The sequence below is a fragment of the Phyllobacterium trifolii genome (assembly GCF_014192095.1).
Taxonomy (GTDB): Bacteria; Pseudomonadota; Alphaproteobacteria; order Rhizobiales; family Rhizobiaceae; genus Phyllobacterium; species Phyllobacterium trifolii.
Genome location: NZ_JACHXN010000024.1, coordinates 38,705 through 62,902, shown reverse-complemented (window position 1 = coordinate 62,902; position 24,198 = coordinate 38,705). Strand labels below are relative to the sequence as shown.

Genomic DNA, 24,198 nt, shown 5'->3' with positions numbered 1-24,198 from the left:
GATTCGGCAAAGCGATCGAACTTGGGAGTCTACTCATACGTTTCAGCCAAGCGGGAAAGCAAGAAAATTGACGTCATATCCGCATCGTTAATAAGTGCGGTTCCGATGAAACATTATACAACGTTTGAAGCACGAACCTGGAACATTGGACAGCGTGAAGCCGGCTTCACGTCACAAGCAGGCATAATTCCCACTAACGTGGAAACCGATCCGACCAAGGCAACTTCCAAGTCCGTTTCGGTCTGCACCAACCGCTGGTTCGAGGTCTTAGTCGACCGAATTGCCCGTTGGACCGGGAGTTTGCGGTAGGGGGGACGGTATTTTCGGCATTGTGGGGTCGGAAGTTGGCGGCAAAGGGGACGGTATTTTCGGCATCGCGGGATCGGGAATAGGGGATATCGGGGATGGTATTTTCGGAATTGTGAGATCGGTAGTGGACGGTATCGGGGATGGTGTCGGAACCGTGAGGCCTGGAACGGGCGATATTGGGGATGGCATCGTCGGGCCTGTGCCAGGAATGCCTGGCAGTCCACCTAGTATCTGCGGCAAAGGCAGTCCTCGTTCCTGGAAGAACTTCACAAGCTCTTTGTTGCCGCCAAACTCAAGATCGCCGATCGTCAGCGCGAAGCCAGGTTCGCCGGGGCAGTTGGTCCTGGCCTGTCCTCCGGTTGCCGCGGCAGCCAGTTTCTTTTCTGCAGCAGCGCGATCGTAGCCTGTCGACTCGGAGCCAAGCAATTTGATGGTCAGATTGGCTGCTATCCAGAGTCCTCCATCATCACCTTCGACCCGTTTTGGGACGAGTGCGTACTGGGCCTCGGCCCACGCCGGTGTGAACAGCAAGTGGTCTTCCCCGCCTCTAACCTTGAGCGGTTTGCCATCCGGGCCACGGCCCCGTCTCTGAAAAGGCAAATCACTCAAGAGCACCACATCCGGAGCGGTCTGCAGGCCAACCGGAACAGTAACGTTTGCGCCGACTGACGGAACTGATACCCAAGCTTCCTCGAACTCCGCTTTTCTGTCTGTCTTGAGCGCCAGCTTGATGTCGCGGCAACCGATGTCGGGCTTTAGCATCACGACTGTGTTGCCACCCACCTCCCCTATTTCGAAGCCTGCATCGAAGCCGGACGCTATAGCTGTGTTTCCGAGCAGGTCGACCGTCGTACCGACACCTCTTCCTATCAAGGGGTCGACATGCAGATCTACGGATGCCTTGACGTCGACCTGCGCATCGAGCGAAACCTTCAAGCGTCGCCCTTTGGTCCAAGATATGCCGACTGCATTGACCACCATTGTTGCCGCTACCGCTCCTGGATCAGCAAGCTCGGCGAAAACCCCGCCTTCACCTAGAACATCCGCACTCCATTTTTGATCGGCAAGCCGGCCCTTGAATTGCACCGACTTGACGGTTGCAGTCCTGTTTACAGCAGGGAGTTGGTTGAATTTGTCTTGAACCAGGTGAGCCACCGTCCCGTTTATCCAAAGAGCAATATCGGCGTCGTTCAATTTGGGTATCCGGATTCTCTCCAGATCTTTTCGCATTCTGACGATGTCATCCTGAATTTCGGGCGGGGGCTCATCTATACTGGTTGCCACTGGTTTTTCGGTGAAATCAGTCAGCAGCCATATCCCGCCATCGAGGACGACAGCGTTGGCGGCGTGAATTTTTTGCGCCAGTTCGTTTGGCGGTACGGCGATCTGAACCTTGATCCAGTTTTCATCTTTTGGATCGCGAACCGGAACTGCCTCTGTTACACCCTGCTTCAAATCGTAGGCGAAGCTGTTTTTGAACGGGAGCTTCAAGGTGAAAGCTTCGGTGAACTTTGGCATGAGGCCCGTTTCGATGAGGTCGCTCGCATACCCCCTCGACTTGATAATAGACCATCCCCATCCGAATTCGGGATCGAGTCTCAACAGAGAGAGAGCGAAGACTGCTTGCGCTTCCCCATTTGCCACTTCTTCTATGCCTTTGAAAACGAGGGAGGCTTGGCCATCAAATTTTACAGTCAGATCCCTTTTCTTCGAATAGGCGTCGAGGCGAAGGAATGCCCAGGCGAAACCAGGTTGAAAATCGACGGTAACATTCCGCAGATGTACGACGGTGTCCTCATCTGCCTTGAATTCGGGGGCGTAGGCAATTTGTGCATCCTTCAGGCTCTCCAGTGCGGCGTTCAATCCCCGCTCCGAAATAAACAAGCCCGCTGGCCACGCTTCTGGAATGGGCTTCTGCCTCAGGAGGTCTTCGGCCTCCGACAGCGATCTCCACTCCGATAGGGTGCGGTCACGCTCGAAACTTAAATCCTGTAGTGCCAGCCACCCGACACCCATGGCTGCAAACAATGCAATTGCAATGATGACGCGTGCGCCCGTTCCCATGGCATGATCCCAACGCCAGATGATTGCAGTGTCAAATAGATGATAACATTTATTGCCGGAGCCGGTAGTCCACTACTTTGATCCATGCGCGTCAGATGGCTCGACCCGGGTGTGTCAGCCGCGCAATCTTTTTCACGTGCTTCACCGCCGCGCTACCACCTGTCGTCCTGGTGAAGAGGTCAAGTTTCTCTTCATCATCAGCACCGACGGGCATCAATGCCCGATCCATATATTTCCTTGAGCCGGGGCTTTGCGAAATCAAGAATCCCGTCGAGACCAGCCGGACAATCGTAGCGGCAAGGATGACGTGCTTGGCAAGCGTTCCACAAACAAAACGAGGCCAAAAGATCAAGGGATTTTCCTGCGGCAATTCGGGTCGTCGTTCTGACCGACGTTTCAAACGCAGGATACCGCTCTGCAATGGATGCACGTGCTCGAGAGGGACCATCGTCGCGAACGCGATGAGCACCTTGACAAGACTGCCGACTGGAACGCCAGTTGCAATCGCGCGACGCAGCAGGGTCTTCATGTGTTTCGGTGTGTAATAGAGCAACCACGCCTCCCGATAAATGGCCTCCCATTCACGCTTGGTCATCTTGGCGTGGGCGGTGCAGACATGCTCTACATCGTAAATGTTGAGATCGGCGTCCATCTCGACGCCACTTTTCCACAGGGCCTGATGATCCTCCGATCCGGGCAGCGGTGTAAGGCAGAAGAACTCAATGACATCGATCGGGAGCTCTTCTTGAATGATCGCAATATCACGTCTGATCGTTTCGGGCGTGTCCGCTGGAAAGCCGAGGATGTAGCCAGCCAGCGTCATGATGCCCTGCTCTTTCCACGCCAGCAGCATCTTGCGGTATTCGGTGATCTTGTTCTGGGCCTTTTTTGCCGCGATGAGATTGTCCGGGTTGACGTTCTCCAGCCCGATGAAAACGCGGGTGACACCAGCGCGCTTCGCCTTCTCTATGAAGTTTTCAATCCTGTGGCAGAGTGTATCGACCTGGATCATCAAACCAAGCGGGATCGCTTCCTTCTCTTTCAAAGCTATCAGTCTATCGAAGATCGCTTCCCACTCTTTGTTTCGCGCAAAATTATCATCGGTAATGAAGAACTTGTGGATGCCATGCGCCCAGTTCAGGCGCACCAGTTTCTCGACATCATCAGCCGAGCGAAAGCGCGATTTGCGTCCCTGCACATTGATGATTGTGCAGAATGAACATTGATAGGGACAACCGCGTCCAGCATCGAAGCTCGCGCTGAGGCCGAGTGTGTGCTCGATGTAACGTTTGGGCAGGAACGGTACGGGGGCACCGTCGATGCTCGGCAAGTCATTCATGAAGTTGTAAAGCGATTGGAGTTGGCCCGACGCAGCATCGCGCAGCACGGTCTCCAGCCGGCCCTCGGCCTCGCCGGCAAACATGGCAATGCCCATTTTGCGACATGCGTCGAGCCCGACAGCGCTTCCGTCAAGCATGGCCAAGCAACCCGACACATGAAAGCCTCCCATGGCGACGGGCAGTGATGCATCGCGGAAGGGGCGGGCAATGTCGAGCGCGCGCGGATATTGATTGGACTGAACGCCAATCAGAGCGACCATTCCAAAATTGTCGTTCCGCCGAAACTGATCCAAGAGCATCGGAATATTGACGCGTGTGTTGGTCTCGTCGATGACCGTGATGTCGATGGCAATATCCGCACCGAGTACCTCACGATCTGCGCAGTCAAGGGCAATGCCGTATAGAGCAGCGAGCGAATTCGAGGGTATCATAGCGCGCCACCAACGGATCACATATCCGTTGTCGTCATAGTGCGACGGTTTGATTAGAATCAGCTGGAAGCGTCGATTTCTAGCCTCTGAAACATGTGACAAATCAGTCCTTCGGGGTTGGCGGAAGTTCCGCAGGCACCCCTGCACATCACAACAGCTGGTGCTGATAACGCATAACTGATTTCATCCTATCGCACTTTCCGATAAATGTCTTGTGGAAGACAATCCTTCGAACTGGCGGGAATTGTTGCAGTGCAAGAGCTAGCTGTCAGAGGTCGCAAAGCCGGTGCAATTCAGATTTCCGGAGAGCTCCATTGCAGCGCAGCTGTCGAAACGGGACTATCCCAAAAACGCAACCCTTCCTCGTCAAGCAACGACAACGTGACGGAAAGACCAGCCATATCGAGCGAGGTCACGTAGGTTCCTACCAATGATCTCGCGACACTGATGCCTTTAGCTTCGAACAGGCGACGGACAATGTTGTAAATGAGGTAAAGTTCTGGCGTCGGAGTACCCCCGAAGCCGTTTACCACGACCAGCGCACGGTCCGTGTTTTGCAGATCTATATCGGCGAGGATGGTATTGCAGATCATGCTGGCAATAGTGTCGGCATCGGCCAGTTTCTGCCGGGAAAGCCCGGGCTCGCCATGTATCCCGACCCCGACTTCCATCTCGTCCGGGTCCAGCACAAAGGTGGAACGTGCCGTGTCAGGAACGGTAACACCATCGAGTGCCACGCCCATTGTACGTATCCGCGTGTTCAACCGGTCACCAAGCGCCTTCAATCCGGCCAGATCCATTCTAGCCTCGGCGGCCGCTCCAAGAATCTTCTCGACGACGAGTGTACCAGCAACCCCCCTCCTGCCGGAGCTTCGCGGCGGGCCTGGCACCGCAATGTCGTCGCTTACAATAACCGTCTCGATCCCGTGCCGCCCCGTCACCGCCTCCGCAGCCATTTCGAAATTCATCAAGTCCCCGTCATAATTCTTGACGATCAGGAGGCATCCCGCTCCGGTGTCTGTTTCTTCGATGGCAGCGACAATCTGGTCGGGCGTCGGAGAGGTAAAGATATGTCCGGTGCAGGCGGCATCCAGCATGCCCAGTCCCACGAAGCCGATATGCATAGGCTCATGACCGGCTCCCCCACCCGATATGATCGCAACTTTTCCTGGCGTAAGATGGCGCCGCCTCACAAATTTCCGGTCGGAACCGAACACGACCAGACGGTCGTGGGCCGAAACGAAGCCTTCGAGGCTTTCGGCAACCATAGAGGCAGCCTTGTTCATGAATTTTTTCATCGTGCCCTCCACTGGCATCGACTTATTCAAGCACGGCTCTTGACCTTACCATCAAGCCATCCTGAGGATAACGGGTTAGGTCGTGAGGCCGTTTCTGGCGCCCACTTCCATCATATTAATAGGCCCTGACGCTAGTCTGAACTCCCCAAAAGTGTTGCGATCTTCTGGACAAAGTCTGTGATTGCTTCATCCACGAGTCGATTTTTCTTATCGTCTCCAAGATCCGGAACCATCAGTGACAGCGATCTCAATCCATCGGTACTGCCAAAGTCCGGCAATTTTCCCGGATGCGCGGCATGATAGGCCGCCACAAACTGTTCCTGCTCAGTCGGACTAAAGTGACAAACCCTGAAAATTGTCGCCAGATGCCGCGCCGGCAATGGCGTGGAATAAGCCGGACTTGTAATCTGGGTGACGAAACTCCGGTGTTTACCGAGCGCCGCGGCCAGACGCTGACGGGTTCCTGAGGGGCGATTGTCGATGATCTGGGCCAGAATGGTCTTGTAGGCCACAATGGGATCTTCCATGACTTCCCGCGTCATCTTAATTCGCCGCCGCCGCCGTGCGGTCAGCGTCGTTGAACTCGAGCCTTAAATGGCCTTGCAATCTAAACATTTCGGCCATCGACTTTTCCCTCGTCGAAATTGTGTTCGACCAGTTCCTTCAACGCCGCAATTGCTTCTGCCGCACCAATTCCGTCGGCGCGAATTTTCAGAACGGAACCCTTCCTGATTTTGGCTCCCATAACCTTTACGATGCTTTTGCCGTTCAGCCAGATGCTGTTACCGTTCACCTCTATCTCGATCGTGCAGGGAAAGGATTTGGCAAGACGGGTGAAAATCACGGAAGGGCGGGCATGCAATCCGGTCCCGTGCACGACTTCGATTTCTGTCTGCCGCTGCACCGTCACGCGATCCGTCTCCCGTATTCTCGCATCCTGCTTGTCGCTCATGAGGGCGAGAGTTCCTGGGCTGTGGCAACTACTTTTGCGAGCGACGCCCCACCGGCCGCTTCCGCAGCGGCAATGACCGCACCCTCGACCAAGGGTGAATTGCAGATGGCGACCATTCCGGAACGTGGTTCGCCCAGCATTTCGATCGCCATTTCGCTGTTGGTTTCCGCGCCGCCGAGATCAACAAACACCGCAACTCCATGATCGGACCATGCTGCCTCTATGGCCGCAAGAATACCCGCCGCATTGGTACCGAGACCACCCTCGGGATTGCCTCCGCACCATGAAAGCGGCACGCTGTCGCCGACCATCTGGCGCACCATATCGGCAGTGCCTTTCGCAACGAGTGGCGAGTGCGATACGATCACAATACCCACATTTGCAGTCTTGCCTTTCATGCCGGACGGTACTCCCTCAGATAGCGGCAAATAGCTGTTGTCAGAAGGGCACAGCTCGATGCCCCCGGATCGACATGGCCGATGGAACGATCTCCAAGGAACGAAGCACGTCCCCGCATCGCCTTCATGTCAGCGGTTAATTGAGCAGATACCTCCGCCCTTTTGGCTATATTGATCAGGGCCGATTGCCTTACCATTTCTGTTTGAACGGGGTAAAGCACGTCGAGCAACGTTTTGTCACCTGCATGAGCGCGCCCGCGCCGCGCCACTGCATCGACCGCCTCTCCAAGGATGGTGGCGAAATCCGCCTCGTTTTCCCGGGTGCCAAGCCGCCGCCCAATCTCTATTAGCAAGGTTCCGTACAGCGGCCCTGAAGCGCCGCCGACGCTCATGACAAGCGTCATTCCAATCGTCTCGATCGCCTGTGGCAGCGGCAGGCTGCACAATCGTTCCCGATCGAGATACACCGCCTCGCAACCACGCCGCATGTTGGTCCCGTGATCCCCGTCGCCGATGGCCCGGTCGAGCTCACACAGGTCATCAGCATGGATCACGATGGCCTCGTGGCAGGCTTCGATCAGTCCCAGCACAAGTTCCCGATCAGTCTGCAACGACAGAAGTCTCCCCTCGCGCGACTTTACCATCGACCTCCTTTGCAACAGTCTCGAAAGCAGCAGCGACAGCGATGGCTCCCGGATCAGCGACACCGGCGAGATGCCCTGCACCCACATACGATGCCCGGCCCGCATTTGCTTTGGTCATGGCCATGGTGGCATTGGCACCCGCAGCTGCCGCCCTGGCAGCGTCAGAGAGTCCACTTGCCGCCAAGGCTCGCAATGCCGGATCGAGCGCGTCCACCATGGTTCTGTCACCCGGTCTGGCTCCGCCGTAAAAAGTCATGCGGTCGAGGCCCTCAAGCAGCGCGGCCGGCAGATTGTTCTTCTCCGACATTGCCTTAGCTGCTGCCGTGAAAAAGATCGAGAGTAGAACGCCACTTGATCCGCCCATACTGGTTGCCAAAATCCCACCGATCGCTGCAAATGTTCCCGCGTTGTCAGCGAGCGGCAATGATTTGATCTTGCCAAGCACGCCTCGTGCCCCGGCAGCAACTGTCGATCCCGTATCGCCGTCTCCAGTGCGGGCATCTAGACGATTGAGCTCGGTTTCAAGCGAGATCAGATGCTGGCACACGGCGGTTACCAATTTTTCCGCCAACGGATCGCGGCTCGCCGCGGCGATAGCCTCTCCAACAGGGACCTTGGGCGCGGGAAGGATATCCAGGCCATGCCGTAGAACCGGCGGAGCCCACGCATGAGGGTCGACGGGAGAGGCAAGCGCTGTCTCACGTTCTGCGTCGAGTCGGATGAGCGAAAGCGAAAAGCCGTTCATGTTGAGTGCTGTCATCATTGGCGAGGGGCCGATCACCAGCTTCACCCGATCCGCCAGCGAAGACGCAAGAACATCATGGGCAATGAGGCTCATTTCCAATGGCGGCACAGCGCCAAGGTTGTTGATCAACAACGCATAATCGCCCGTCCCCCGCAGAGCTGCCGCAAGCCGCTCCGCCATAATGGCGACGATCTTCCCGGACTCCTGGAGCGCGATACGTTCGACCCCCGGCTCGCCATGAATACCAAGACCGAGTTCGCCCTCGTCAGCGCCGAGGCGTTGTTCCTGCTCCTGGCCCGGGATCGAGCATGTCGACAGCGAGACACCCAGCGACACAATCTCGCTGGCCGCCGATGCAGCCGATGCAGCTACATCTTCAAGGCTATCGCCGCGTTCGGCGAGAAAACCTGCGATCTTGTGAATGAACAGCGTACCAGCAACTCCACGCGGCTGGGCAAGGTCGGGAAGCGCGATATCGTCGGCCACGATGACCATCTCCACCCTGAACCCTTCGGAGCGCGCTCTTTCGGCGGCGAGCCCAAAATTCAGCCGGTCGCCGGTGTAATTCTTGACGATCAGCAGGCAACCTCTCGGCCCTGTAACAGCACGGATCGCCGTAAGCACGGCATCAACGCTGGGAGAGGCAAAAATCTCGCCCGATACGGCGGCCGTCAGCATGCCCCTTCCGACAAACCCGGCGTGGGAAGGCTCATGACCCGCACCGCCGCCCGATATAACGGCGACCTTGGACTTGTCCCAATCCGCACGCAGAATGACCTTGATATCCGGATAGCTGTCAAGCCGCGCAAGCATTCCCGGACGACTGGTCAGCAACAGACCATCGAGCGACTCGGTGACTATGTTTTCCCTGCGGTTGAAAAAGTGTTTCATCGGCATTTTCCAGTCTTTCGTCTTTACGCGTGTTGAACAACCATTTGGATCCGGCAATCCCTCAAACCACCCTGTTGCCATCCGCACCGAAATAAAGAGGATCTCTTAGCGCTAGGCCAATTGGATCTCCCGGTTTTACGGGCAGACGCTGGTTGGCCAGGGTGATCAGCTTGCAGTCGCCGACCCGTAGATGCAGGTGATTCTGGTCTCCGAGGTGCTCTACCCAATCGACGTGCGCATTAACATGGCCGCCTAGCGTTATGTCCAGATGTTCGGTCCGCGCCCCGATTGTTTGTGTACCTGCCGGGATCTTGCTGTCCGGAAGAAGGTTAGCCGGAAAAAGATTAATGTGCGGCTGCCCAAGCCGGGCAGCGACATGAATATTCGCCGGGTTGCTGTAGATCTCTCGAGGCGTTCCAATCTGCACCAATCGACCCTCGGTAAGAATGCCTATGCGATCGGCCATTGTCATGGCTTCGATCTGATCGTGTGTCACGTAGAGCAGCGTTGATCCGAGCTCTTTCTGAATGCGTTTGAGTTCCAGCCGAAGATCGGCGCGCAACTTCGCGTCCAGCGAGGAAAGTGGCTCGTCCATGAGATAGATCGCCGGCCGGCGTACAAGCGCCCGGCCGATGGCGACCCGCTGCATTTCGCCGCCCGAAAGCCGGGTCGAGCGGTTTTCAAGCTTGTGGTCGATGCGCACCATCCGCGCGACTTCTCGGACGCGCCGGTCGATTTCATCCTTGCCGAGACGGCGGGCCGGGGACCGCAAGGGGAAAGCCAGGTTGTCGTAGACCGACAGATGCGGATAGAGCGAATATTGCTGAAAAACGAACGCGACGTCGCGGCCCGCCGGCGCTTCTTTCGCCACATCATATCCGCCAATAATGATGCGGCCACTGTCGGGGCGCTCCAGCCCGGCAATCAGGCGCAGCGTAGTGGTCTTGCCGGCACCGGTGGGGCCAAGCAGGACAACGCATTCTCCGTCGGCAACAACCAGATCCACATCGGAGACGGCACGGGTTTCGCCGAAATTCTTGTTAATACCTTGCAGGATGACTTCAGCCATGATGATGCTCCGCATAGCGGGACGACGGAACAGCTCTGCCGGATGTGCAGTCGAAGAGAGACAGTCTGTCGTAGTTGAGTTCGAGCCCCACGGTTTCGCCGATGCGGAAATTCTGGTCGGCCGGTACTCGCGCCTTGACCAGTCCTTTACCCATCTCCACGGCGACGATCTGGTTGGTCCCGTGATACTCGCTGCCAAAGACAGCGCCGCGCAAAGGGGATACATCGCTGAAACTTATATCTTCGGGCCGCACTCCAAGCGCGAATTCGCTTTCCGCAAGGTCGAGATGGATTTCCGGCACAGAAATATCCACGCCATCGACGACAACGGATCGCGCGCCTTTTTGTAAGCCAGCCGTAAATCGCAGAAAATTCATCGGCGGCGAGCCGATAAAATCAGCGACATACATGGTCGCCGGACGATTATAGATTTCCTGAGGCGTACCGAATTGCTCGATGATACCGTGGTTCATCACAGCAATCTTGTCCGCCATCGCCATCGCCTCCAGCTGGTCGTGGGTGACGTAGACTGTGGTGGCACGGATTCTGTTATGCAGCTCCCGTAGTTCCCGTACCATCAGGTCGCGAAACTCTGCATCCAATGTGCCGAGAGGTTCATCCATAAGAAAGCACTTTGGCCGCCGGACGATTGCCCTTCCGAGCGCCACGCGCTGACGATCGCCACCCGCCAGTCCCGATACCGACCTGTCGAGGATATGATCGATCTGCAAGAGCTTTGCTGTCTCCTCGACGCGCGCGCGGATTTCTGCTTTGGCAACACCCTGCGCAAGCAGTGGAAACGCTATGTTCTTGCGTACATTCATGTGCGGATAAAGCGCAAAGAGCTGGAAGACAAAAGCAATATCCCGCTCCCGGGCTCGATTGAACGTGACATCTTCACCGCCAAGGAAGATCTTGCCGCTGGTCGGCAGCTCAAGACCCGCAATCATCCGCAGCGTCGTTGTCTTGCCGCAGCCTGACGGACCAAGCAGGGCCAGGAATTCGCCATCACGGACAACGAAGCTCGAATCTTCCACTGCACTGAAAGCACCAAATTCCTTGCGCAGATTTTCTATTCTGATCTCTGCCATCGTCTACTCCGGGAACTTTGAAACGATGATGAACATGAGAGTACCCGCCAGCAGTGTGACCAGCGACCACGTGTAAAAGATCAGAAGGAAGGGCTGGAACAGCATCAGGAATCCGAGGCCGATCAGACCAGTCGCGATATTTTCCATAGGGCCGCGCCTGAAAAAGAACGGCCGTTTTTGTTTCGAGGGGACAGGTGTTTGCGCCGTCATTTGCGTACAGCTCCAAAAGTGATACCGCGCAACAGCTGCTTGCGCAGAAGGATCGTGAAAACCAGGATCGGCACGACGAAGATCGTGGTTCCCGCAGCAACGGCTGGCCAGTCCTGCCCGCCTTCACCAATGATCGTTGGAATGAACGGCGGCGCAGTCTGGGCTGCGCCCGACGTCAAGAGCACTGCGAAGGCGTATTCATTCCAGGCAAAGATGAGGCAGAAGATGGCCGTTGCGGCGATGCCCGTGGTCGCCTGCGGTAGGACGACCTTGAAAAAGGCCTGCATGCGCGTGTAGCCGTCGATCATGGCTGCCTCTTCGTATTCGCGCGGAATTTCGTCGATGAAACCCTTCAGGAGCCAGACGGCAAGCGAGACGTTTACAGCCGTGTAAAGCAGGATCATGCCCAGTGCGGTGTCAGATAGACCAAGCTGCCGATACATCAGATAAATGGGAATGGCGACGGCAATGGGCGGCATCATTCGCGTCGAGAGAATGAAGAATAAAAGATCTTCCGCGAGAGGAACCTTGAAACGCGAAAATCCATAGGCTGCAAGAGTGCCAAGCGAGACGGCGAGGAACGTCGAGCCGAAAGCGATCACCAGCGAGTTCTGGAAACGCGGCCAGTAGTTCGAAGGCCCGGCGATGACCATGTTGCGGCTTCGGGTGATTTCATCGCAGGTACTCGTCGGTGCCCCAAGCGAAGTGATATACTCGGGGGTTTGCCGTGTGCGCGTTGTAAACAGGTTGCAATAACCCTCCAGCGTCGGCTGAAATACGATCTTCGGCGGGTAGCTGATTGAATCCGGCGGGGATTTGAAGCTGGTCAGAACGATCCATACGAGCGGGATCATCGTGATCACTGCATAGGCGATGACGATGGTCGCAGCGATGCGTTTGGAGGTACGGCTCGGCTCGACGACCGAATGGGCGGTGTTGACAGAGCTCATCGCTGTTTCACCTTGTTGAGGGCTTTCACATAGATGTTGGCGAGACCGAACACCGCGACAAACAGAATGATGGCGAAGGCGGACGCGCGACCGGTGCGCCAGCTTTCAAATGCCTCCCGCTTCAGCGTGATGGAGGCGACTTCCGTTGTCGAACCCGGGCCACCGCCGGTGAGAAGAGTCACCATGTCAAACATTTTGAAGTTTTCGATACCGCGGAAGAGTACCGCGAGCATGATGAAAGGCAGCGCCATCGGCAGCGTGATCGACCAGAACTGGCGCCAAAGCGAAGCACGATCCACCTCGGCAGCCTCGTAGATATAGTCGGGGATCGATCGCAATCCGGCCAGGCAGATCAGCATGACGTAAGGTGTCCACATCCACGTATCGACAATGATAATCGCCCAGGGCGAAAGCCGAACCGAACCCAGCATTTCGAATGAGGACGGCGGGATACCGGTTAGAAAAGACACGATGTGATTGAAAAGGCCAATCTGCGGTTGATAGAGAAACCGCCAGAAATTGCCGACGACGGCTGGAGACAACATCATTGGAACCAGGATGATTGTCGTCCAGAAAGCGTGCCCGCGAAATTTCCGGTCAATCAGATAAGCGAGGGAAAATCCAATCAGCGTCTGCAGCAGGATCGTCCAGAAGACGAAATGCGCCGTCGTCTGCATGGCCTGCCAGATATTGGGATCATTCAGCACCCGGCTATAATTGCTGAGGCCAACGCTTTCCAGCGCGGCATTAGGCCGGTTCGCCCGGAAATTCGTGAAGGAAAGATAGATCGCCCAGATGAGCGGAAAAATATTGACTGCCAAAAGCAGAGCGATGGCGGGCGTAATGAACAGCCATGCCATGGAGCGATCGGACAGGCCGCGAATTCTGGAAGCGATGGGCGCCGGCGTAGCACGGGCAACAGCCTCACCCAAAATGGTGGAACTTGTATCGGTCACGGACTTCACCTGGGTTTTAAAGCGTCGCATTCGAAAGAACTGCCCGGTACGTTCTCGGATCCGGGCAGTCATTTCAGCACGGGGTCATCTGAAGCGCCGGAGCTTAAAGCTTCCCGTCGTCCTTGAAGACCTCTGTCCAGTCCTTGACCAGCCCATCAAGCGCCTCTTTCGCCGTGCCCTTGTCTGCAACGACGTAATCGTGAAGGCGTTTCTGCATTGCCTGCAGGAGGATAGCATAGGACGGTTCCTGCCAGAAATCCTGAACCTGATTCATGGCCACGAGGAAGTCCGCAGCAAATGGCTGACTCTCCGTAAATGTCGGGTCGTTTAGCACTGTCTTGTGCACGGCGTATCCGCCAAGCGACCACCATTTTTTCTGAACATCCGGCTGGGCAAACCATTTGATATAGGCAAGAGCGCCATCCATATTGTCAGTATTGGCAACGACGGAAATTCCCTGTCCGCCGAGTGTCGATGCCGCAACCTTCTCTTTCGGATTGACGAAGAACCCGATCTTGTCGCCGCCGACCTTCTCGTCTTTGTAGAGACCCGGAAAGAAGGCGAACCAGTTCATCGCCATCGCAACTTGTCCGGATTTGAACGCATCGAGGCTTTCGCCCATATAGGCATCGGTATATCCGGGCGGCGTGCAGCATTTGTAGAGTTTCTTGTAGGCTTCAAGCCCGGCGACTGCTTCTGGCGAGTTGACCGCGCCCTCCATGTCATATTTGCCCGGCGTATTTTCATACTTGAAGCCATAGGGATAAAGCGCCGACGTTGCGCCCATGGTGATGCCTTCGGAAGCGCGTTCGGTGAAGATCGCGGCTCCGTAGACCTTCTTGCCGTCGATTTCCCGCCCATTGAAGAACTCGGCCACCTGTATCAACTCATCCCAGGTCGTTGGGGCTGCCAGATCGCGATTGTACTTCTTTTTGAATTCAGCCTGAATTTCGGGCTGGGCAAACCAGTCCTTGCGGTAGAACCAGGCATTGGCATCGCCCATCGCCGGCAACGCCCAATAGTTCGGCGTGCCCTTCGGCCATGTCGCGTAAGCGTTGACCGCTGCATCGGCGAAATCGCTCATCTTGATCCCTTCCTTGTCGAAGAAATCATTGAGCTTCACGTAGTATCCATTTTCAGCCGAGCCGCCTAGCCATTGGCTATCTCCGATGAGGAGATCGCACAGCTTGCCGCCGGAGTTGAGTTCATTGAGGATGCGGTCGGCAAAATTCGGCCAAGGCACGAATTCGAACTTCATTGTCGTTCCGCTTTGAGAAGTAAAATCTTTCGAGAGCTCAACCAATGCGTTGGCGGGGTCCCAGGCCGCCCAGCACAGGGTCAGCTCATCGGCTTTTGCAAGGTTCGGCGCTGCAACGAACAACACAAACGCCGAGGTCGCCCCGAGCAGGGCCTGCTTTATCGTTTTCATGCATTCCTCCCAGATACATAAGCGACACCGCGCCGCTCTTTGAAAAGATCCTTCGTTCCCTTTTTCTCACACGATTTCCCATCGTGTTGAGTAATTTTGTTAAGTAATACCCTCTTTACTGAACATTTCAAGCATGAATCGTTGCTGCACCGCACACCTTGGCGTTGGAGTGGACTGCACTTCCGAAGCCTGTCCCAAGAGCGACCAGGGCTTATCGACCTCTTTCGCAACGGCGGATGAGATAAGGACTTCCTTGTTGAGCCGCCTCGCCAAATGAAAGACGCTGTTGACAGCACTGCGACGGAAAGCATGCGCGAGCCCTATGGTTGCCTATGCGGCTGGCAGTCCATCATCCCAGGATCAACGTTATCCGCGGAAATAAACCGGATAATCCGACTTTTCCCAAGGTATTTGGACCACAACCTTTGAACGAATCAGTACTATGACCTACGCTTTTTTGATGTACATGAAGGCGGCAGGGCTGATCTTAATTTCTTCGCTAGCGGGCTGCGCCGCCGGTGGTGCGCCGCAGATATTGGTATCGACCCGTACCGTTGATACCAGCCAGGCTTTTGCGCTGCCGCCGCCCGGCGGGCCGTCGATCGTCAGCGTCATCGAGCGGCCGTATAACAATGCGGTCCAGCAGGAGATTCTGCTCGCCACCTCAGCGCGGACACCTGGCCAGAACGTGTTACGCGTGCAGTTCTTCGGGCCGGTCAAGGCCAATTTGTCTGGAGGCGATAAATTGCGCGACTCGCAGTTGGGCGTCACCGACATTTCGCGCGAAATGCGCGGCACCCTTCCCGGAATAGTCATGCATCGTTCGCCGAACTACGTGCAAAATCGCTACGGTCCATTTGGCTATGCGTCGGGGCGGTCACGCTCAGGCGATACATGCGTTTATGCGTGGCAGCGCATCCGCCCAGGGGAAAGCCAGAGCCGCTGGCTGACCGGCCGGGGATCCATTCAGGTTCGATTGCGGCTGTGTGATTCAAACCTGACCGAACAGCAATTGCTGGCGTTCATGTATGGGTACAGCGTCAACGCGGCATTTAATGACTACAGCTGGAATCCATACGGCGACGCCCCGGGCCCTGCCGAAAATCTCGGCAAATCCGGTGAAGACATCTATCCGTCCGGTCCGAAGGCACCACCCGCCGAAGCGCTAATGCCGCCTCCCGCCCAGCCGCTGCGGGCGCAGATCCAGCGCAGGGTCGACACCCAAGCTGCACCTGCAGTTCCTGTGAGACTGAGGCCTGCACCCATCGGGCCGCTCGTTCCGCCTCCGCCCGGCATGCAGGGCACGAGTACCAGCCAGCCGATCGGTACCGCTCCGGTAGTGCCGGGAGCGGGCACTCGGCCAGCAAATACGAATAGCAATATTTACGTTCCACCGCCTCCGGCAACCGGCCAGCAGTAAACCAGAAACTTTTGGAGCGTTACAATCATCAGGGGGAAGCATACACAAAGCGATTACAACCTCACGCAATCGGGAAATGATATGAACGCCTCAACTGCCAATCATCATATCGAAACGGTGATTCATGCGTAGACTAGGCATCATCATGACATGGATGTTCATGTCGATCTGCGTGCTCCTGCTCGTCACTTTACCGGTGAACCTGCAGACGCAGCTGATCGCGGGTGCAACGGTGCTGGCAATCATGATGGTGCTCAAGACACTGAATGCAGGCGGTATCTGGCGGTTGATCGCGCTAGCCTTCGGCACGGCTATCGTCATGCGCTATGTCTACTGGCGCACGACCAGTACCCTGCCCCCGATCAATCAGCTGGAAAACTTCATCCCGGGTTTCCTGTTGTATCTAGCGGAAATGTATAGCGTGATGATGCTGGCGCTTAGTCTGTTCGTGGTGGCTATGCCCCTGCCGCACCGGCCCGACCGGCCAACAGTCAAGGGTAAACTGCCGAGCGTCGACGTCTTTATTCCGACCTACAACGAGGACATCGAACTCCTGGCCAATACCATGGCGGCGGCAAAGGCCATGGATTATCCTGCCGGCAGGATGACCGTCTGGATTCTTGACGATGGTGGGACGGTACAAAAACGCAATGCTGAAAAGATCGTTGAAGCCCATAGCGCGGAGAAGCGTTTCACAGACCTCAAAGCTCTCTGCGAAGCGCTCGACGTCCGCTATCTCACCCGCGAGAAGAACGCACATGCGAAAGCCGGCAATCTCAACAACGGCCTGGAGCATTCGACGGGCGAACTGATCGCGGTCTTCGACGCCGACCACGCGCCTGCACGCGATTTCCTGTTAGAAACAGTTGGCTATTTCGATGAGGACGAGAAGCTGTTTCTTGTCCAGACACCGCATTTCTTTCTCAATCCCGACCCGCTCGAACGCAATCTGCGGACATTTGAACAGATGCCATCCGAAAACGAAATGTTCTATGGCATCATCCAACGCGGCCTTGATAAATGGAACGCCGCGTTCTTCTGTGGATCAGCGGCGGTCTTGCGCCGTGAGGCTTTGAACGTGACCGGCGGTTTCAGTGGCGTCAGCATCACCGAGGATTGCGAGACGGCGATCGCACTGCATTCACGCGGCTGGAACAGCGTTTATCTCGACAAGCCGCTTATTGCAGGGCTACAGCCTGCGACCTTTGCGAGTTTCATCGGCCAGAGAAGCCGCTGGGCACAAGGCATGATGCAAATTCTGCGCTTCCGTTTTCCGCTTTTCAATGGCGGTCTCTCCTTGCCGCAACGTCTGTGTTACCTGTCCTCAACGCTGTTCTGGCTGTTCCCCTTTCCCCGCGCCATATTTCTCATTGCTCCCTTGTTCTATCTTTTCTTCGGCCTCGAAATCTTCACCGCATCCGGCGGTGAGTTCCTTGCCTATACGCTCATTTACATGATCGTGAACCTGATGATGCAGAATTATCTCTATGGCGCATTCCGCTGGCCGTGGATTTCGGAACTCTACGAATACGTACAAACAATCCATCTTTTGCCCGCTGTCATCTCGGTGATGCTGAATCCGCGCAAACCCACTTTCAAGGTGACTGCGAAGGATGAACGGATCGACCGCAGCCGCCTGTCGGAACTGGCCGCACCTTTCTTCGTCATATTTTTCGTGCTGCTCATCGGTGTCGGCGTGACAATCTATCGTATTTATACGGAGCCTTATAAGGCCGATGTCACGTTGGTTGTTGGCGCCTGGAACCTGCTCAACCTGATCTTTGCTGGTTGCGCTCTCGGCGTGGTCTCCGAACGAGGAGATAAACGGCCGTCCCGCCGCGTCAAGGTTTCGAGGCGTTGCGAATTCCGGTTTGGCGACAAATGGGTTTCGGGAACGATAGACGATGTTTCCGTCAATGGCATACGCGTCCAGCTTTTGGGAAATCTCACCGATCAGCTGTCTATCGATATGGCATCGGACGTTCGCTTCAAGACATCGGCGACTGGCGAAATGGGCGATCTTCCCATTCAGGTGCGAAACATCCGAAAACAGGCCGGCGAGACTGCGGTTGGCTGCCTGTTCATGCCTGATGATCCCACGGACCATAAGCTGATAGCGGATCTGATCTTTGCAAACTCTTCGCAATGGACGAAATTTCAGCTCGACAGGCGCGGCAATCCAGGCCTGATCAAGGGAACCATCTGGTTCTTCGGCGTAGCCATGTTCCAGACCTACCGTGGCTTCTCCTATCTTGCTCGGCAGATCACCGGAAGGGACAAGGCGGGATGGGAGCGCACGTGATGAAACGGCTGTTCACCGCCTGCCTATTGACAGTGCTTGCCACGCTGCCCTTGCAGGCTCAGGTCCCGCCGTTCGACATGTCACCTGAAAAACCGGCGGAGGAACCAGCTCCACCACCGGAACAGCCGACTGTGCCTGCAACGCCCGATCTCGTTCCCGTATTGCCCGCTCCAAAGGTAGAAACCCCGGCAGTCCGCTATATCATCCCGCAAGACAGCTTGTCCTTCAGTGGAGAAACCGGCGAGAAAACCTGGGCCGTCTTCATTACCGAGGATCAGGCGGCGTCTGCGGCAACGTTGTCACTGACTTACCAGAACAGCCTTATCGTCGCGCCGGAATGGTCGACACTGACCTTGGCAATCAACAATGCCCGGATCGTCAACGAACCTGTGCAATCGTCGGAAAACAGGAAGACGCTGACTGTCGATGTCCCGGCAGGAATATTGAAGGCAGGTCTCAACGTCTTCAAGATGAGTACCAGTCTACGTCACCGGACGGACTGCACCGTCCAGTCGACTTATGAACTTTGGGCGGAAGTCGATCCGTCCAAGACCTTTCTGTCATTTGCAGGAGATGCTGCCCGCAGATTCAGAAAGATCAATGATATACGGGCCATCGGCGTCGATGCGGCGGGTCGCACAACCTTTAATCTCGTCGTGCCCGCCATCAATCGTATGGCGGCGACAGCGCCTATGCTACATCTCGCCGAAGCACTGGCGGTCCTTGCCAATATGCCCAATCTGGCTGTTACGATCTCTCCGGCAATGCCGAAAGAGCAATTGCCCGGCTCTCTCACGATCTTGGTTGGCACCGATGATGAACTGCAAGGATTGCCGGAAGCCTTGCTCGCAAACACCCCTGGAGCACCTCTCGCCGCTTTCGTAGATGATCCGGCTACGGGAGGTTCTGTGCTGCGCGTCCGCGGGCCGGATTGGCAGACCGTAACGAATGCTGTCGCCAGCATAGTCGATCCGTTGAAGCGCGAAATCGGCGTGCCCCGCTCGTTCCTTTCAACACAGACATGGCGCTCACCCGATGTTCCTTTGTTCACGTCTGCGTCCCGGGCGAAGTTCAGTGAGCTGGGTGTATCGACACGCAACTTCAATGGACGGCGTTTGCGCACGGAATTTGCAATCGGCGTGCCATCGGACTTTTATGCCAATGACTATGGCAAAGCGACAATTCTGCTGGATGCCGCTTACTCCGAGGACGTTCTCCCGGGCAGCCAGATCAATATCTACGTCAATGACAATATCGCTGCGACGCTTCCCATAACCACGAGAGGCGGCGAAATTCTTCGGCATTTTCCTATCGGTTTCACCATGCGGCATTTCCGTCCCGGCGCTAATCTGATTACGTTGGAAGCCGTACTCAGCACGCGTTCTGACACGGCGTGTGCACCAGGAACGGGCGCAACCTCCCCTACGCGTTTCGCTTTGTTCGACACGTCAGAATTCGTGATGCCTGACTTCGCCAGGATCGGCACAATGCCCAATCTGGCAGGCCTGAGTGGCACGAGCTTTCCCTATGGCCGCTCCGACAAACCGCTGCCGGTGATTATCAACAATGGGGGCGAAAAGACTTACTCCGCCGCCGCCACCCTGCTCGCACGCATGTCCGTCGCGGCAGGAAGGCCGCTTGAGGTCGACCCTCGCGCCACGGCGAATTCCACCGTCAATTCAAACGCCCTGTTTATGGGCGCAATTCCCCAGATCGAGTCGACCGTGCTGACCCAGACCGGCATTGCCGAGAACATCCGTACGGTCTGGAGCGACGTGCGGGGCGTCGAACCGGCGGTCGACACGGGTCCCACGCAGGTCGAATTCGATCAGTGGCGTGAGCGGCTCGCCGGACGCGGCTGGCGCGGACAGATCTCGTCATTCGATGATTGGCTCAACCGTACCTTCAACATCTCGCTGAATTCATTCTCTTTTTATGCTGGCCGCGACGAGCCCTATGCACCGGAACCGGCTGCTTCGCTGCTGGTCGCGCAGAGGGCCAATCCTGCCGGTGATGGTGTGTGGACCTTGGTGACTGCACCTACGGACGATAGCCTTCTGGACAGTGTTCGCGCCATGACACAGCAGGATCGCTGGTCAAAACTCGACGGCCATATCTCCATCTACAAAGGCGGCACTGACGAAATTCAGGAGGTACCTGTCGGCGAATTTACTTTCGTGCCGACACAGCCCCTGTCCTTTTCCAATATGCGCCTGATTATCGCGAACTGGCTATCCGGCAATATACTTTCGTTTTCGCTGCTGCTCATCGTCTTTTCGACTTTGCTTGGTATCGCCACGTCGCGTCTCCTTTCCAATTTGGGGAGGCGCGTATGAGGCTGTACAGTCTTGCCTTGGCAGTTCTCGCGGCTCTTGTTTGGAGCAACACTTCCATGGGGCAAACATCGGCAAAGGCTCACGTAAAGCCGGATGACTGGCAGGCCTACAAGTCGCATTTCGTCGACACGAGCGGCCGTGTTATCGACGACGCCAACGGTAAAATCAGCCACAGTGAGAGCCAGGGTTATGGATTGCTCCTTGCGTACCTTGCCAACAGCAAGGCAGATTTCGACCTCATCTGGTCGTTCACGCGCACGGAGTTTCTGTTGCGTGACGATGGCCTTGCCGTATGGAAATGGGACCCCAACAGTAAGCCGCATGTGACCGACAGCAACAACGCCTCCGACGGCGACATATTGATTGCATACGCATTGACTCTCGCCGGTTCCGGTTGGAACCGCAATGATCTGACGGCGACCGCGAAAACCATGATCCGGGCCATCGGCAAAGCAAATGTGATCGAGGCTCAAAAGCAGCTTCTGCTGCTCCCTGGCGTTACCGGTTTTTCGGCGGCTGATCGCGAGGACGGCCCGGTTATCAACCTCTCCTACTGGATTTTTGAGGTTTTCCCGAAATTTGCAGCCCTCGACCAAGCGACTGATTGGAACAGGCTTGGCAAGGATGGCTTGTCATTGATCGATGTCGCGCGCGGGGGTCCACGCTCTTTGCCTGCTGACTGGATCTCCGCAAGAACAGTTTTCAAGCCAGCCAAGGGATTCCCGCCTGAATTCGGCTACAATGCCTTGCGCATCCCGCTCTATATGATGCGCGCCGGTGTCACCGATCGCGCACAGCTCGAACCGCTGCGCCAGGGCATGTCGCCTGACGGTACAAACGTCGCGATTGTCGATATTCCGAGCGGAACTGCGACAGAGACCCTGACCGACCCCGGTTACACAATTATTCCTGCGCTGGTCGATTGCGTACTCGACAAGAAGAAGCTTCCCGAAAGCGTAAGGTCCTTCCGGCCAACACTTTATTATCCATCGACACTCCATTTGTTGTCGCTATCCTTTGTCTACGGCCAACATCCGGAATGCCTATGAAGAAGTCGACACTGCTCATTCTTCCCATTATCGCCGCCTTTGCCGGAGTAGCCGCGGTTCAGTTGGACTATGTTCCAGCTCTCGCAACCACGAACGGCTCAGTCCGTCCGGCAATGCCTGAGAGTGGGGATCCGGCGCAGGACGCGCAAGCCCAAGATGGTTATGTCGTAGTTCAGTCCGGGCGGGCACCGAAAACGCAAGCTCCCAAGCCTGCTGCACCAGCGCCCGGTGCAGCGCCTGCGCCTAAGGTGGATGAAACGGCGCTTCGCTATTTCGCCCGTCAAGGAGACAAGCGCAGGCTCGAAGCGGAGATCGCACGTTTGCGCGCACTTTACCCCGGGTGGACGCCTCCTGATGATCCAACCTCCGTGGCTCCCCAAGCCGACACGGCGCTCGATGCGATGTGGAAGCTTTATGCAGCTGGCAAACTCCCGGAACTGCGCAAAGCCATTCAGGAACGACAGACCTCCGAGCCGGGCTGGAAGCCTCCGGCGGATATGTTGCAGCTGGTGGAGCTTGCAGAATCACGTGAGCAATTAATCAACGCATCAGACCTCAAGCAGTATGATACCGTCATCCGCATCGGTTCGTCCCACAACAGTCTTTTGACTTGCAGCGATGTCGATGTGCTCTGGCGGGTTGCCGAAGCATTTGCCAAGACTGACCGTGCGGCACGGGCCAAAGACGCCTATGGGTATATTCTCGACAACTGCACCAAGCCCGAAGAGCGGCTGGCGACAGTTCAGAAAGCGTTGCCACTATTGAGCCGGACCGACCTCGACGTTTTGCTCGCAAGAGAAAAGACGAATAAGGACGGCGGCAAGGAATTCGATTCCATTCGCAATGACCTCGCACGAAAGGCAGTTGCCGACGCGGGCTCAGACCCAAAACTGGCGGTATCGCCAGCCGATATGAGCCGTGTCGAGAAACTGGCGAATGACATTGTCGAGCCTTCCGACCCGTTGATCCTTGGCTGGTACTACCTCCGTCGCAACGACCCGGTGTCCGCCGAAAAATGGTTCAGGCTTTCCCATGACCGTGAAAATGCGGCCTCGTCTTCGCAGGGCCTCGCGCTTGCAATGATCGCGCAGTCGCGGCCGGCAGAAGCCGAGGCAACCATCTATGAATGGCGCGACAGTTCAGACGGTGCGAAAGCCGTTTATATGGCTGCCGTTGCAAATCTTCTAGCACAAGACCCACCTGTCGAGATTGCTCCGGCGATACTGCAACGTATGGTTCCGGAAGTCATGATGGCCAAGGACGCCAATGCGGCACAGCAGCTCGGCTGGTATGCCTACCTCCTCAACCAGTTCGAGACGGCGTCCGGCTGGTTTTCAACAGCACTTCTATGGAAACCCGACGACGAGCCATCATCCTATGGTCTGGTTCTAACCCGCGAGCAGCTTGGCGACACGGCGGGAGTCGCCGATATCCAGCGGCGCTGGGCAGGCAAGTCCGACCGGATTGCGCGGCTGGGGGAATTGCGCAACACGCGTCAACGCGGTCTGGTTCCGTCACCGGAGCGCTTTGGTACCGATACCTTGACGGCGACCCAACCAACAACAAATCCGGGAGCAACACTTCCCCAAGACGGTTCAGGTGTCGCAGCCACTCCGCTCAGTACGACGCTTGCCCCTACTCTTGCAGACCGGGTTGCCGAAACCATCGCGCGGACCAGGGCTACCCAGCCACAGAATTCGCAATATCAAACCGAACCACTGCAACCGGCCCCAGAACCGCGACGTACACGTTCCCTGCAGCAAACGACGGTCAACACCGGCCAGCGTGCATCTCGCGGCTGCACGACAACGATCGATCCGCAAACGCTCTCGCCCGACCGCGCAGTGACGCGCGGCTGGTGCCTGATGGACATGAACCGTCCACTTGAAGCGGCGGCAGCATTCGAACGAGGTTTACTCAGCCGATCGGAAGCGGCCAAGAGCGACGCCGCCTACGGTCAGAGCCTCGCTTATCTCCGTGCTGGACTTGCCGACAAGGCGGCTGTCGCCGCGTCCAAAGCGCGGCAGCGACAATCACGGCAGATCGAACTCGACACCGCCCTGCTGGCCTCCCGCGCCACGGATTCTTTTACCGCCGGCCGCTACAACGAAGCCTTGCTCGCACTTGACCAACGGGCGCGCATAGCACCGGAGCGCAACGACCTCATGGTTCTGCGCGGTTATGCTTACCTGAATTTGAATCGCCTATCCGATGCGCAGCGGGTGTTTGAAGCCGTGGCGGCTACGGGCAGCAAGGACGGCTTGCGGGGTATGGCAACGGTCAGGGCAATACGGAACAAGGAGTACTGAGGGAGA

19 protein-coding genes are annotated in these 24,198 nt (G+C 56.6%); 5 read left to right on the top strand and 14 right to left on the bottom strand.

All coding sequences use genetic code 11. The features are described from left to right. Window positions 1-267: 267 nt before the first annotated feature. From FHS21_RS25580 to FHS21_RS25515, 14 genes are all read right to left on the bottom strand, one after another. Entirely contained in the window at window positions 268-2,373 is a 2,106-nt protein-coding gene (locus FHS21_RS25580) for a hypothetical protein (RefSeq protein ID WP_183664782.1), read from the bottom strand. 91 nt (window positions 2,374-2,464) lie between these two features. Beyond that, window positions 2,465-4,246 carry a B12-binding domain-containing radical SAM protein gene (locus FHS21_RS25575; protein ID WP_112525722.1) on the bottom strand — a complete coding sequence of 594 codons (1,782 nt, stop codon included), beginning with the start codon at window positions 4,244-4,246 and terminating at the stop codon, window positions 2,465-2,467. A gap of 191 nt (window positions 4,247-4,437) precedes the next feature. After that, window positions 4,438-5,442 (bottom strand): dihydroxyacetone kinase subunit DhaK, encoded by a 1,005-nt coding sequence (dhaK, locus tag FHS21_RS25570; protein WP_112525724.1) that lies wholly within the window; start codon window positions 5,440-5,442, stop codon window positions 4,438-4,440. Window positions 5,443-5,573: 131 nt separating this feature from the next. Next, complete coding sequence (locus tag FHS21_RS25565) at window positions 5,574-5,984, bottom strand: hypothetical protein (protein ID WP_112525726.1); 411 nt, start codon at window positions 5,982-5,984, stop codon at window positions 5,574-5,576. 65 nt (window positions 5,985-6,049) lie between these two features. Beyond that, on the bottom strand, window positions 6,050-6,394 hold the full coding sequence (locus FHS21_RS25560) for an HPr family phosphocarrier protein (RefSeq protein ID WP_112525728.1): 345 nt from the start codon (window positions 6,392-6,394) through the stop codon (window positions 6,050-6,052). Then, window positions 6,391-6,792 (bottom strand): dihydroxyacetone kinase phosphoryl donor subunit DhaM, encoded by a 402-nt coding sequence (dhaM, locus tag FHS21_RS25555; RefSeq protein WP_112525730.1) that lies wholly within the window; start codon window positions 6,790-6,792, stop codon window positions 6,391-6,393. Before dhaM ends, FHS21_RS25560 begins: the two co-directional genes overlap by 4 nt. Beyond that, window positions 6,789-7,409: a dihydroxyacetone kinase subunit DhaL gene (gene dhaL / locus FHS21_RS25550; protein WP_112525779.1), complete on the bottom strand. Its 621-nt coding sequence runs from the start codon at window positions 7,407-7,409 to the stop codon at window positions 6,789-6,791. The genes dhaM and dhaL overlap by 4 nt, the downstream gene beginning before the upstream one ends. Beyond that, window positions 7,393-9,072 (bottom strand): dihydroxyacetone kinase subunit DhaK, encoded by a 1,680-nt coding sequence (locus tag FHS21_RS25545; RefSeq protein WP_112525732.1) that lies wholly within the window; start codon window positions 9,070-9,072, stop codon window positions 7,393-7,395. Before FHS21_RS25545 ends, dhaL begins: the two co-directional genes overlap by 17 nt. Window positions 9,073-9,133: 61 nt before the next feature. Further along, window positions 9,134-10,141: an ABC transporter ATP-binding protein gene (locus FHS21_RS25540; RefSeq protein WP_112525734.1), complete on the bottom strand. Its 1,008-nt coding sequence runs from the start codon at window positions 10,139-10,141 to the stop codon at window positions 9,134-9,136. Next, on the bottom strand, window positions 10,134-11,231 hold the full coding sequence (locus FHS21_RS25535; RefSeq protein WP_112525735.1) for an ABC transporter ATP-binding protein: 1,098 nt from the start codon (window positions 11,229-11,231) through the stop codon (window positions 10,134-10,136). Before FHS21_RS25535 ends, FHS21_RS25540 begins: the two co-directional genes overlap by 8 nt. 3 nt (window positions 11,232-11,234) lie before the next feature. Next, entirely contained in the window at window positions 11,235-11,441 is a 207-nt protein-coding gene (locus tag FHS21_RS25530; RefSeq protein ID WP_112525737.1) for a hypothetical protein, read from the bottom strand. Further along, a complete protein-coding gene (locus FHS21_RS25525; protein ID WP_112525739.1) occupies window positions 11,438-12,391 on the bottom strand; it encodes a carbohydrate ABC transporter permease in 954 nt (317 codons plus the stop codon). Before FHS21_RS25525 ends, FHS21_RS25530 begins: the two co-directional genes overlap by 4 nt. Continuing rightward, on the bottom strand, window positions 12,388-13,347 hold the full coding sequence (locus FHS21_RS25520; RefSeq protein ID WP_181872634.1) for a carbohydrate ABC transporter permease: 960 nt from the start codon (window positions 13,345-13,347) through the stop codon (window positions 12,388-12,390). The genes FHS21_RS25525 and FHS21_RS25520 overlap by 4 nt, the downstream gene beginning before the upstream one ends. A 103-nt stretch (window positions 13,348-13,450) precedes the next feature. After that, on the bottom strand, window positions 13,451-14,776 hold the full coding sequence (locus FHS21_RS25515; protein ID WP_112525743.1) for an ABC transporter substrate-binding protein: 1,326 nt from the start codon (window positions 14,774-14,776) through the stop codon (window positions 13,451-13,453). A 442-nt stretch (window positions 14,777-15,218) separates the two neighbouring features. Here FHS21_RS25515 and bcsN point away from each other — a divergent pair, with 442 nt between their 5' ends. From bcsN to FHS21_RS25490, 5 genes are all read left to right on the top strand, one after another. After that, the gene (gene bcsN, locus FHS21_RS25510; protein WP_112525745.1) at window positions 15,219-16,196 is read left to right on the top strand and encodes a cellulose biosynthesis protein BcsN; all 978 of its coding nucleotides are present in this window, start codon (window positions 15,219-15,221) and stop codon (window positions 16,194-16,196) included. A gap of 124 nt (window positions 16,197-16,320) precedes the next feature. After that, on the top strand, window positions 16,321-18,498 hold the full coding sequence (gene bcsA, locus FHS21_RS25505; RefSeq protein ID WP_183664780.1) for a UDP-forming cellulose synthase catalytic subunit: 2,178 nt from the start codon (window positions 16,321-16,323) through the stop codon (window positions 18,496-18,498). Then, on the top strand, window positions 18,498-20,834 hold the full coding sequence (locus tag FHS21_RS25500; protein WP_183664778.1) for a cellulose biosynthesis cyclic di-GMP-binding regulatory protein BcsB: 2,337 nt from the start codon (window positions 18,498-18,500) through the stop codon (window positions 20,832-20,834). Before bcsA ends, FHS21_RS25500 begins: the two co-directional genes overlap by 1 nt. Then, window positions 20,831-21,883: a family 8 glycosyl hydrolase gene (locus FHS21_RS25495; RefSeq protein ID WP_112531942.1), complete on the top strand. Its 1,053-nt coding sequence runs from the start codon at window positions 20,831-20,833 to the stop codon at window positions 21,881-21,883. The genes FHS21_RS25500 and FHS21_RS25495 overlap by 4 nt, the downstream gene beginning before the upstream one ends. Further along, window positions 21,880-24,192, top strand: a complete 2,313-nt coding sequence (locus tag FHS21_RS25490; protein WP_183664776.1) for a cellulose synthase — start codon at window positions 21,880-21,882, stop codon at window positions 24,190-24,192. Before FHS21_RS25495 ends, FHS21_RS25490 begins: the two co-directional genes overlap by 4 nt. Window positions 24,193-24,198 lie beyond the last annotated feature (6 nt).

What these genes read in the sequence shown, in the direction of transcription:
- FHS21_RS25515 (WP_112525743.1), bottom strand. Translation starts at nt 14,776, where the DNA reads ATGAAAACGATAAAGCAGGCCCTGCTCGGGGCGACCTCGGCGTTTGTG.
- bcsA (WP_183664780.1), top strand. Translation starts at nt 16,321, where the DNA reads ATGCGTAGACTAGGCATCATCATGACATGGATGTTCATGTCGATCTGC.
- FHS21_RS25565 (WP_112525726.1), bottom strand. Translation starts at nt 5,984, where the DNA reads ATGACGCGGGAAGTCATGGAAGATCCCATTGTGGCCTACAAGACCATT.
- FHS21_RS25580 (WP_183664782.1), bottom strand. Translation starts at nt 2,373, where the DNA reads ATGGGAACGGGCGCACGCGTCATCATTGCAATTGCATTGTTTGCAGCC.
- dhaM (WP_112525730.1), bottom strand. Translation starts at nt 6,792, where the DNA reads ATGAAAGGCAAGACTGCAAATGTGGGTATTGTGATCGTATCGCACTCG.
- FHS21_RS25500 (WP_183664778.1), top strand. Translation starts at nt 18,498, where the DNA reads ATGAAACGGCTGTTCACCGCCTGCCTATTGACAGTGCTTGCCACGCTG.
- FHS21_RS25530 (WP_112525737.1), bottom strand. Translation starts at nt 11,441, where the DNA reads ATGACGGCGCAAACACCTGTCCCCTCGAAACAAAAACGGCCGTTCTTT.
- FHS21_RS25490 (WP_183664776.1), top strand. Translation starts at nt 21,880, where the DNA reads ATGAAGAAGTCGACACTGCTCATTCTTCCCATTATCGCCGCCTTTGCC.
- FHS21_RS25540 (WP_112525734.1), bottom strand. Translation starts at nt 10,141, where the DNA reads ATGGCTGAAGTCATCCTGCAAGGTATTAACAAGAATTTCGGCGAAACC.
- FHS21_RS25495 (WP_112531942.1), top strand. Translation starts at nt 20,831, where the DNA reads ATGAGGCTGTACAGTCTTGCCTTGGCAGTTCTCGCGGCTCTTGTTTGG.
- FHS21_RS25545 (WP_112525732.1), bottom strand. Translation starts at nt 9,072, where the DNA reads ATGAAACACTTTTTCAACCGCAGGGAAAACATAGTCACCGAGTCGCTC.
- FHS21_RS25525 (WP_112525739.1), bottom strand. Translation starts at nt 12,391, where the DNA reads ATGAGCTCTGTCAACACCGCCCATTCGGTCGTCGAGCCGAGCCGTACC.
- dhaK (WP_112525724.1), bottom strand. Translation starts at nt 5,442, where the DNA reads ATGAAAAAATTCATGAACAAGGCTGCCTCTATGGTTGCCGAAAGCCTC.
- bcsN (WP_112525745.1), top strand. Translation starts at nt 15,219, where the DNA reads ATGACCTACGCTTTTTTGATGTACATGAAGGCGGCAGGGCTGATCTTA.
- FHS21_RS25535 (WP_112525735.1), bottom strand. Translation starts at nt 11,231, where the DNA reads ATGGCAGAGATCAGAATAGAAAATCTGCGCAAGGAATTTGGTGCTTTC.
- FHS21_RS25560 (WP_112525728.1), bottom strand. Translation starts at nt 6,394, where the DNA reads ATGAGCGACAAGCAGGATGCGAGAATACGGGAGACGGATCGCGTGACG.